This window comes from Salinibacterium sp. SWN248 (assembly GCF_015864575.1).
Classification (GTDB): Bacteria; Actinomycetota; Actinomycetes; order Actinomycetales; family Microbacteriaceae; genus Rhodoglobus.
Window position 1 is genome coordinate 819,121 of the sequence record NZ_JADYWW010000001.1, and the last position, 9,873, is coordinate 828,993.

The following is a 9,873-nucleotide window of genomic DNA, read 5'->3' on the forward strand; positions in this document are numbered from 1 at the left end:
AAATCATGAGCAAGGTACTCGAGCTAGACCAGATCAAAGCGGCTGGCACCGCTCGCACCAAAGAAGAAGCCATCGCTGAGGCGGCGGAGATTCTGATTGCTGCTGGCGCGGTAACGCCCGAGTACCTTGGCTTCATGAAGGCCCGCGAAGAGTTGACATCAACTTTCATGGGAAACTTCCTAGCCATTCCGCACGGCACGAACGAGGGCAAGGACACGATCTTGTCGTCTGCGCTCTCGTTCGTGCGGTACGCGGATCCCATCGATTGGGATGGCAACGAGGTTCGCTTCGTTGTCGGCATCGCAGGCAAAGACGGTGGCCACATGGACACCCTCGCCGCTGTTGCCACGATCTTTAGCGACAATGACGAAGTTCAGAAGCTCATTGACGCGTCAAGCGAAGACGAACTTCTCGCTCTTCTCGCTGAATTGAACAACGCATGAAGGCCGTACATTTCGGAGCCGGCAACATCGGCCGTGGCTTCGTTGGTCTGATCCTGCACAAGGCTGGCTATGAGATTGTGTTTGCGGATGTCGCAGCAGAGCTCATCGACAGCCTCGCCGCCGCAGACAGCTACCAGGTGCACGAAGTGGGCGCGGAGCCCCGCACCGAGACTGTCGACAACTTCCGCGCACTCAACAGCGCGAGCAACGAAGCAGGCGTGATCGAAGAGATCGCCACCGCCGACATGGTGACTACCGCTGTCGGCCCCAACATCCTCAAGTTCGTCGCTCCCTTGATTGCTCAGGCGATCAAGGCTCGCGCTGGTGATCTGCCACCGCTGCAGGTGCTTGCGTGTGAGAACGCGCTCTACGCCACGAACAATCTGCGCGCCGAAGTTGCGGTCGCTGTCGACGCTGAAACGCTCGCCGCGAAAGCGATTTTTGCGAACACTGCTGTCGACCGCATCGTGCCGGCCCAAGATCCTGCTGCCGGACTCGACGTCACGGTAGAAGACTTTTTCGAGTGGGCTATCGAGAGCGCCCCGTTTGGTGACAGCGTTCCCGACATTGCCGACGTGCATTTCGTCGACAACCTTGAGCCCTACATCGAACGCAAGCTCTTCACTGTCAACACCGGTCACGCCACAGTGGCGTACCACGGCTATCTTCGCGGGGCGGAGACACTCTCTGCCGCGATGGCGATCCCCGAAGTGGCGGCGGAGGTTGATGCCGTCTTAGCTGAGACCAGCGCGATGCTCATCGCTAAGCACGGCTTCGACGCTGCTGAGCACGCTGCCTACGTCGCGACGTGCACTCGTCGGTTTAGCAACCCACACTTGCCCGATACTCCCGAGCGCGTTGGCCGTAGTCCGCTGCGCAAGTTGTCGCGCAACGAGCGCTTCATCAGTCCTGCCAGCGAACTGGCAGCATCCGGAACGACTCCTCACGCGATCCTGCGTGCGGTCGGCGCCGCGATGCAGTTCAACGTGCCAGAAGACCCCGAAAGTGTGCGGATGCTGGAGCTGCGGTCATCCCTGACGGCCCCCGATTTCGTGACTGAAGTGATGGGACTTCGCGAGGGCGATGCTCTCTATGACGCTTCCGTCGAAACGGTTAGCGCGCAATCTTAGCCCCAACTTGGTGAAACGCCCGGGATTAGCGTAGGCTTTCTCTTTGGTGTTTCAGGCCGATTTTTTCGCGCCTTGGCTTTCTCGAAAGTCACTCACCACAATCTACGCAGACCAGCGAACCCCACTTATAGCGACGAAGAGGCTATGGCCAAAAAAGACGGTGTCATTGAGATCGAAGGAGCAGTAGTCGAGGCTCTGCCCAACGCGATGTTTCGTGTTGAGTTGACGAACGGCCACGTTGTGCTCGCGCACATCTCGGGCAAAATGCGACAGAACTACATTCGAATCCTTCCGGAGGACCGTGTAGTTGTAGAGCTGAGCCCGTATGACCTGACTCGCGGCCGCATCACCTACCGCTACAAGTAGACCGCGCTGGAAAGTAACGTCCACGGTGCCCTTGCGGGCTAGTGGAACGACGACAGCGATTCACAAGGAAAAATAATGAAGGTTAACCCCAGCGTTAAGCCCATCTGCGACAACTGCCGCGTAATTCGCCGCAACGGTCGCGTCATGGTTATCTGCAAGTCGAACCCGCGTCACAAGCAACGCCAGGGCTAAGGTTCGCGAGCAGATCGCACAGTTGCACGGGTGGGGCGAGCAATCGTCACACACCGCAGCGCACATAACTAAATACAAGAACTAGCAACACCAGATCTGAGACTTGTGAGAACGAGAAACAGGGACACCACCGGTTGGAGGCCGGTGCACAGGTGCTGTTACAGACCTCCACTCATCAAACAGGAGAAGCCACTATGGCACGTCTAGCAGGCGTCGACATCCCACGCGACAAGCGTGTAGAGGTCGCACTGACTTACATTTACGGTGTTGGCCGCACGAGGGCACTCAAAACCCTCGCCGACACCCAGATCAGCGGAGAGATCCGTGTTCAGGATCTCACCGATGACCAGCTCATCGCGCTGCGCGACTACATCGAAGGAAACTTCCAGGTAGAAGGTGACCTCCGCCGTGAGGTTGCAGCAGACATCCGCCGCAAGGTTGAAATCGGAAGCTACCAGGGTATCCGTCACCGCAAGGGACTGCCCGTTCACGGTCAGCGCACGAAGACCAACGCTCGTACCCGCAAGGGCCCGAAGCGCACCGTAGCCGGCAAGAAGAAGGCCCGATAGACCCTGGGTTCAACCCCAGTGTCGTCGCCATCAACGTTTTAGGAGAAAACAATGGCAGCACCAAAATCGGCCGCTCGTAAGCCGCGTCGTAAAGAAAAGAAGAACATTGCTGTGGGCCAGGCTCACATCAAGTCAACGTTCAACAACACCATCGTGACCATCACTGACCCCACCGGCGCAGTTCTTGCCTGGTCGTCGTCAGGTGTCGTTGGCTTCAAGGGTTCGCGTAAGTCGACCCCTTATGCCGCACAGATGTCTGCTGAGTCGGCTGCACGCCAGGCTCAGGAGCACGGTGTCAAAAAGGTTGACGTTTTCGTCAAGGGACCGGGTTCGGGTCGCGAAACTGCGATTCGCTCGCTGCAGGCCGCTGGCCTCGAAGTGGGTTCGATCAACGACGTAACACCGCAGACGCACAATGGTTGCCGTCCGCCCAAGCGTCGTCGCGTTTAGTTTCACGCCGTACTAGCGGGGCAACTCGTTAGTGCTGGCGTCGTGGCGAGGGCCCTAGTGGCCCTCGCTCACAGTTCCAGCGCACAACTCAATACAACGTCGGGCCAGCCACCCGTCGCCCACAAGTGTCATATAGCGGACACTTCGCCGAAAGGAATTACCAGTGCTGATTGCACAGCGTCCCACCCTTGCTGAGGAGAACATTTCCGAATTCCGTTCACGGTTCGTTATCGAGCCGCTCGAACCTGGTTTCGGTTATACCCTCGGAAACTCACTCCGTCGCACCCTTCTTTCATCGATCCCCGGAGCAGCTGTCACCAGCATCCGTATCGATGGAGTTCTTCACGAATTCAGCACCGTCGCCGGTGTCAAAGAAGACGTCACTGAGGTCATCCTTAACATCAAGAACCTCGTAGTCTCCAGTGAGCACGACGAGCCGATCACCGCTTACCTGCGCAAGCAGGGTGCTGGTGAAGTTACCGCAGCGGACATCTCAGCACCTGCCGGTGTCGAGATCCACAACCCGGAACTCGTCATCGCAACGCTCAACGACAAGGCCAAGTTTGAACTTGAGCTGACGATCGAGCGTGGCCGTGGCTATGTCACCGCAACCCAGAACCGCAGCGAGTTCAGCGAAGCCGGCCAAATTCCGGTCGACTCGATCTACTCGCCCGTACTCAAGGTCACCTACCGCGTCGAGGCAACTCGTGCCGGTGAGCGCACTGACTTTGACCGTCTGGTTGTAGATGTTGAAACCAAGTCGGCAATCACCCCTCGCGATGCAGTGGCTTCGGCCGGTCGCACGCTGACCGAACTGTTTGGACTCGCTCGCGAGCTCAACACGGCAGCAGAGGGTATTGAGATTGGTCCTGCACCGGTTGACGCCGTGCTTTCGACCGAACTCAGCATGCCGATCGAAGATCTTGACCTTTCGGTACGTAGCTACAACTGCCTCAAGCGCGAAGGCATCAACACCGTAAGTGAACTGGTTGCTCTGTCGGAGACTCAGCTCATGAACATCCGTAACTTCGGTCAGAAGTCGGTTGATGAAGTGCGCGACAAGCTCGTCGAGATGGGACTGTCGTTGAAAGACAGCGTTCCCGGATTCGACGGAGCACACTTCTACGGCGGATACGCCGACGACGAGACCAACGCTTGAGCCACTGGCTCGAAACTTTGACACTGGAGAATTAGAAAATGCCTACACCTACTAAGGGCCCGCGTCTCGGCGGTGGACCGGCGCACGAGCGCCACATGCTTGCCAACTTGGCCGCAGCCCTGTTTACTCACAAGAGCATCAAGACAACGGAAATGCGCGCCAAGCGCCTGCGTCCCGTTGCTGAGCGCCTGATCACGTTCGCGAAGAAGGGTGACTTGCACAACCGTCGCCGCGCGCTCGGAATCATCGGCGACAAGACCGTCATCCACGAACTCTTCACGGTCATCGCACCGCAGGTTGAGAACCGCGATGGTGGCTACACCCGGATCACGAAGCTTGGATTCCGCAAGGGAGACAACGCTTCGATGGTTCAGATGGAACTCGTTCTTGAGCCCGTAACGCCCAAGAAGAAGGCTCCGAAGGCTGCCGCTAAGGCTGAGCCCAAGGCTGCTGCAGAAGAGCCCGCCGTAGAGGAAGCTCCCGTCGAAGAAGTAGCAACCGAAGACGTCGCCGTCGAGGATGCTGCTGCAGAGACTGCAGAAGAGAAGTAACTTTCTTCGTTCGAGAAAACCCCGGCTCCGCTTCGTGCGGGCCGGGGTTTTCTTCGTGAAATAGGGTTGGACTATGACTGAAACGGCACCCGCCATCCCGGCGCTAGAGTCGGATGCCGCGCCCTTTGCTCGTCTGCGACTAGATATCGCCTACGACGGTACGAATTTCTTTGGGTGGGGCAAGCAACCTGTGCTGCGCACCGTGCAAGGCACCATTGAAGACGCCCTGGCCGTCATCTTTCGGCGGTTTGGGGTTACACCGCAACTGGTCGTTGCCGGACGCACGGATGCTGGCGTACACGCGACAGGCCAAGTGGCTCACCTTGACCTCACTGAGACTCAGCTGCGCAGCCTCGACCGCCCGCGGCGCGGCAACATGGGCGGCCGGCGGTATGACGGACCGGCCTCTCTGGCACGACGGATCAATGGCATCACGGGCCTTGAGTCCGACATCTTTGTTACCCAGTCAGTGATCGCGGCGGACGGGTTCGATGCCCGATTCTCGCCCCTCTGGCGACGCTACGAGTACCGTATTGCCGACAATGAGTCACCGCGCGACCCACGTCAACGCAATCACACACTCTGGTACCCGGCCACGCTCGACGTGGACGCGATGAATGTGGCGGCGAAAGAGCTCCTCGGGCTCCACGATTGGGCTGCCTATTGCAAGCCCCGCGAAGGTGCCACGACGGTGCGCAGCCTTGAGCGATTCAGCTTTATCCGCACCGATGAGGGCATCATCCTCGCTGAAGTGCGCGCCGATGCGTTTTGCCACAGCATGGTGCGGTCGCTGGTGGGAGCCGGAGTCTTTGTGGGACAGGGCAAGATTGATGCTTCGCGCCCTGCTGACATCCGCGATGAACGTTCGAAGGGCAGCGAATACAAGGTCATGCCTGCTAAAGGACTCACGCTTGTCGAGGTCGGTTATCCGCCAGATGAAGAACTGCACGCGCGTGCAGAACTCACGCGATCACGTCGTGAGTTGATCGACTAGCCACCGCTGTTGCTGGCTGCGCCGCCGCTGTTGCCTCGTGCCACGTCAGTGCTGCGCGGGCGCCCGAAGGTCGGTGGAACGTCGCACGACGAGCTCGGGCGGGAGGACCTCTTGACGGTGGGTGTGGGAATCTTCTCGCGCTGAGTGCTCAATGAGCAATCGTGCAGCGCGCGTGCCGAGTTTGTCGATGGGTTGGCGCACTGACGTGAGCGGCACAACCCAGTCGCGGGCGAAGTCAATGTCGTCGTACCCGACGAGCGCAACGTCCTCTGGCACGCTAAGCCCCGCGTCGATAAGTCCGCGGTAGACGCCGAAGGCGAGCATGTCGTTTCCGCAAAATACGGCGTCGGGGGAGTCTCCCTCGAGAAGTAGTTCTGCTGCTCGTCGACCATCTTGGATGCCGATCCCTGACGTGCTGACTTCGATCAACGACACTTCCGGATCCATGCCGGCTGCAATGATCGCTTCGCGTGCGCCCTGGGCGCGATCGGCGAACTGACGGAGCCCGGTTGGTCCTCCGACGACAGCGATGCGGGTGTGGCCTAGCTGCAGCAGGTGTTCGATTGCGAGGCGTCCGCCTGCGACGTTGTCGACGGAAATGGAGCAGTGTTCTGGGCCGCCGTTGTAATCGAGCAACACGACGGGCAGATCGCCGGGGAGGTCTTTGTAGGGGTCGGCGTCTTCGTCGAGGCTCGCAGGTGCCAGTAGTACGCCGCGGACTCGCTGGGCGGCCAACATCGCGAGAAGTCCGGACTCGCGGGTGGTGTCCCCTTCGGAATTGCAGAGCATCACCACGTGGCCCGATTCGCGAACGGTGCGCTCGATGACGTGCGCGGCTTCCATGTAGAAGGGGCTTTCGATATCCAGAACGACAAGCCCGATGACGTTGCTGGAGGCTCCCGTGAGCACGCGGGCTTGCTGGTTGGGCACGAAGCCCAGTTCGGCAATCGCTTTCTCTACGGCGGCGCGGGTGCGCGGGTGGACGGTGTCGGGTCGGTTGATCGTATTCGACACGGTGCCGGTCGAAACCTGGGCCAGCGCGGCGACATCGCGGATCCCGGCGGGCGACTTCGATGTCGCAGTGTCGGGGGTACTCATGGATTGCTCACTTCTTGTGCATGGTTCGGGTGCTGCAGGTTTCTCACTCTAAGGGCATTGCTCGGGTGCGCCGCGTAAGGGTGCAGTCGAGGTTCTCGTAATCGCATCGTTGTGATCATCTCTGCCTAGCGGTTGCATATCGGTATTTGTCCAGTGTACGTTTGAACCGCTTTAAAAAATGAACCGGTTCAAAATTCTCGACCGGGCGCAATGACGCGAAAGTGCTGAGGCTCTAGGCGCTGCGTCCGCGCAACACTGCACTCACACCAAAAGGAGAAACACATGAAGCAACGTCGCTTTGCAGGCCTCGCGATCGGTCTCGTGGCCGTCGTAGGACTCGGCCTCGCCGGATGTTCCGCTGACGCCGACACTTCCACCGCATCCGGGGAAGACGCCTACACAATTGTTATCGTCCCCAAGGACTCGACTAACCCGTGGTTCGTTCGCATGGAAGAGGGCGTCAACAAGTTCGCCGCTGATTCCGGCAACGATGTTTACCAAAAGGGCCCCGCTGAGACGGATGCCACACTGCAGGTTCAGGTCATCCAAGACCTCATCGCTCAGGGTGTAGACGCTATCGGCGTCGTACCGGTTGACCCGGGAGCACTTGAGACCGTCTTGAAGCAGGCCATGGACGCCGGCATCGTTGTTGTCACCCACGAAGGTGCCAGCCAAGAAAACACGATGTACGACATCGAAGCCTTCAACAACACCCAGTACGGCGCATTCATCATGGACAACCTCGCTGAGGCAATGGGCGAAGAGGGCACCTACGCCACGATGGTTGGCCACGTAACGAACGCTTCGCACAACGAGTGGGCCGACGGTGCGGTTGCTCGTCAGGCTGAGGCGTACCCCAACATGACGCTGCTTGCTGCCGAGCCGCGCGTTGAGTCGCAAGACGACGGAGAGGTCGCCTACCAGGCTGCCAAGGAGCTCCTCAAGAAGTACCCCGAAGTAACCGGCATCGTCGGAACCTCGTCGTTTGACGCTCCTGGTGTCGCTCGTGCGATCGAAGAACTCGGCCTCACCGGCAAGGTCTTCGTCAGTGGAACCGGTATGCCGGCCGCTAACAAGTCGATCCTCGAAAAGGGCCTCGTCAAGACGCTGACCCTCTGGGACCCAGCAGACGCTGGTTACGCTCTGGCATCGCTCGCCGAGCAGATCCTCGATGGTGAAGACATCGCCGACGGTGTAAACCTCGGAGTCACCGGTTACGAGAACATGACGTTCGCTGAAGGTAGCGACAAGGTTCTCGAAGGTAACGGCTGGGTAGTTATCGACAAGGACAACGTAGATAGCTTCGGCTTCTAAGCAGTCCCGTTTTCGCGATCAGGGCAGAGCGAACATCCGTTCTGCCCTGGTCGCACCCCCACGATTTATTCACGCGCGGAAAGGACCGGACGATGGTAGATAACGTCATCGCGGTACGCGATATCGGTAAGGCTTTCGCTGGCGTTCAAGCGCTTGATGGCATCACCTTAGAGATCGCTCCCGGAGAGATCCACTGTCTCGCCGGAGAGAACGGCAGTGGCAAGTCCACGCTGATCAAGGTCATGTCTGGTGTGCACGCCCCCGATACCGGAACCATCGAACTGAACGGCAAAACGTTCTCGAAGCTGTCGCCCATCGAGGCGATCTCGAACGGTGTTCAGGTCATTTATCAAGACTTCTCCGTTTTTCCGAACCTCACGGTGATGGAAAACCTGGCGCTCAACGCCGAACTCGCCGCCCACCGCACTTTCGTGAGTTGGAAGCGGATGCGGGCCGTCGCCGAAGAGGCGATCGCCAAAATCAACTTCACGATCGACCTTGACGAAAAGGTCGGCCAGCTTTCTGTCGCGCAGAAGCAACTCGTTGCTATCTCCCGCGCTCTCATGAGCGACGCAAAACTCATCATCATGGATGAACCAACGACGGCTCTGACGAAGCGAGAGGTTGACGCGCTCTTCGCCATCATCCTCGATCTCAAGGCCCGGGGAATTGCGACGCTGTTCGTGAGCCACAAGCTCGATGAAGTCTTCGAAATCAGCGAACGCTTCACGATCATCCGCAACGGTAAGTCAGTTATCACGTGCTTGCCGGAGGAACTCGATCACGCGACGTTCTCGCACCACATGACTGGTCGTGAATTCGACGACAACCATTTCGTTCCCGAGCACGTCTCGGACGAACCCATCCTCGAAACCCGCGGCCTCGGCGTCAACGGCGCCTTCGCAGATGTCGATCTCACTCTTCGCAAAGGCGAGATCCTAGGAATCACCGGGCTGCTTGGTTCTGGGCGAACGGAACTCGCGCTCTCGCTCTTCGGTGCGAAGCCCGCTGACTCTGGTGAGATCCTGATCAATGGCGAAGCCGTCGATGTGAACAGCGTTCGCTCCGCCATCGCCCACGGGATTGGTTACGTTCCCGAAGACCGCCTCACAGAAGGTCTCTTCCTCGAGCGTTCCATTAGTTCTAACATCGTGATCTCCGAGCTCGATTCGTTCGTCTCGAAGTTGGGGGCACTCGATCAGCGCAAGGCGGATGCTGAAGGCCAACGCTGGGTAGACGAACTCAAGATCGCGACTCCCAACCCTGCTAACGCGGTGAACACTCTTTCGGGAGGAAACCAGCAACGCATCGTGCTGGCGAAGTGGCTCGCTACCCACCCGAAGATTCTGATCCTCAACGGCCCAACGGTCGGAGTAGATATCGGGTCGAAGCACGACATCCATCGCATCTTGCGCACACTTGCGAGCGAAGGTCTCGGCGTCATCATCATCTCCGATGACATCCCTGAGGTCATCCAGAACTGCAACCGGGTCATGGCGATGAACGCAGGACGAATCGTGGCGGAAATCGACCCGCGCACGACGACCGAATCCGAGCTCGCCGAGCTCATGTCGAAAGACCCGAGCACTGTTGACGGGAAGGGCTGA

The 9,873-nt window shown here is 58.9% G+C and carries 12 protein-coding genes; 11 read left to right on the forward strand and 1 reads right to left on the reverse strand.

Annotated elements, in window-relative coordinates; all coding sequences use genetic code 11:
- Positions 1–5 precede the first annotated feature (5 nt).
- The 9 genes from I6E73_RS03805 to I6E73_RS03845 all read left to right on the forward strand — a co-directional run bounded on the left by I6E73_RS03805 (position 6) and on the right by I6E73_RS03845 (position 5,854).
- Complete coding sequence (locus I6E73_RS03805) at positions 6–443, forward strand: PTS sugar transporter subunit IIA (RefSeq protein ID WP_197106442.1); 438 nt, start codon at positions 6–8, stop codon at positions 441–443.
- On the forward strand, positions 440–1,573 hold the full coding sequence (locus I6E73_RS03810; protein WP_197123244.1) for a mannitol-1-phosphate 5-dehydrogenase: 1,134 nt from the start codon (positions 440–442) through the stop codon (positions 1,571–1,573). The genes I6E73_RS03805 and I6E73_RS03810 overlap by 4 nt, the downstream gene beginning before the upstream one ends.
- Positions 1,574–1,717: 144 nt before the next feature.
- Positions 1,718–1,939 (forward strand): translation initiation factor IF-1, encoded by a 222-nt coding sequence (gene infA, locus I6E73_RS03815; protein ID WP_010203795.1) that lies wholly within the window; start codon positions 1,718–1,720, stop codon positions 1,937–1,939.
- Positions 1,940–2,014: 75 nt separating this feature from the next.
- Positions 2,015–2,131: a 50S ribosomal protein L36 gene (gene rpmJ / locus I6E73_RS03820; RefSeq protein ID WP_197106440.1), complete on the forward strand. Its 117-nt coding sequence runs from the start codon at positions 2,015–2,017 to the stop codon at positions 2,129–2,131.
- A 194-nt stretch (positions 2,132–2,325) separates the two neighbouring features.
- The gene (gene rpsM, locus I6E73_RS03825; RefSeq protein WP_197106439.1) at positions 2,326–2,700 is read left to right on the forward strand and encodes a 30S ribosomal protein S13; all 375 of its coding nucleotides are present in this window, start codon (positions 2,326–2,328) and stop codon (positions 2,698–2,700) included.
- A 51-nt stretch (positions 2,701–2,751) separates the two neighbouring features.
- On the forward strand, positions 2,752–3,150 hold the full coding sequence (gene rpsK, locus I6E73_RS03830) for a 30S ribosomal protein S11 (RefSeq protein ID WP_197106438.1): 399 nt from the start codon (positions 2,752–2,754) through the stop codon (positions 3,148–3,150).
- A 163-nt stretch (positions 3,151–3,313) separates the two neighbouring features.
- A complete protein-coding gene (locus tag I6E73_RS03835) occupies positions 3,314–4,309 on the forward strand; it encodes a DNA-directed RNA polymerase subunit alpha (protein ID WP_129072180.1) in 996 nt (331 codons plus the stop codon).
- Positions 4,310–4,347: 38 nt separating this feature from the next.
- A complete protein-coding gene (gene rplQ / locus I6E73_RS03840) occupies positions 4,348–4,860 on the forward strand; it encodes a 50S ribosomal protein L17 (protein WP_197106437.1) in 513 nt (170 codons plus the stop codon).
- 73 nt (positions 4,861–4,933) lie between these two features.
- Positions 4,934–5,854, forward strand: coding sequence for a tRNA pseudouridine(38-40) synthase TruA (locus I6E73_RS03845; protein WP_197123246.1), 921 nt, complete (start codon positions 4,934–4,936; stop codon positions 5,852–5,854).
- 45 nt (positions 5,855–5,899) lie between these two features.
- Here I6E73_RS03845 and I6E73_RS03850 read toward each other — a convergent pair whose 3' ends face one another.
- Complete coding sequence (locus I6E73_RS03850; protein WP_197123248.1) at positions 5,900–6,952, reverse strand: LacI family DNA-binding transcriptional regulator; 1,053 nt, start codon at positions 6,950–6,952, stop codon at positions 5,900–5,902.
- Positions 6,953–7,234: 282 nt separating this feature from the next.
- Between I6E73_RS03850 and I6E73_RS03855 the strand changes: the two genes are divergently transcribed.
- Positions 7,235–8,266, forward strand: coding sequence for an autoinducer 2 ABC transporter substrate-binding protein (locus I6E73_RS03855; RefSeq protein ID WP_197106434.1), 1,032 nt, complete (start codon positions 7,235–7,237; stop codon positions 8,264–8,266).
- Positions 8,267–8,358: 92 nt separating this feature from the next.
- Positions 8,359–9,873: a sugar ABC transporter ATP-binding protein gene (locus I6E73_RS03860; RefSeq protein ID WP_197123250.1), complete on the forward strand. Its 1,515-nt coding sequence runs from the start codon at positions 8,359–8,361 to the stop codon at positions 9,871–9,873.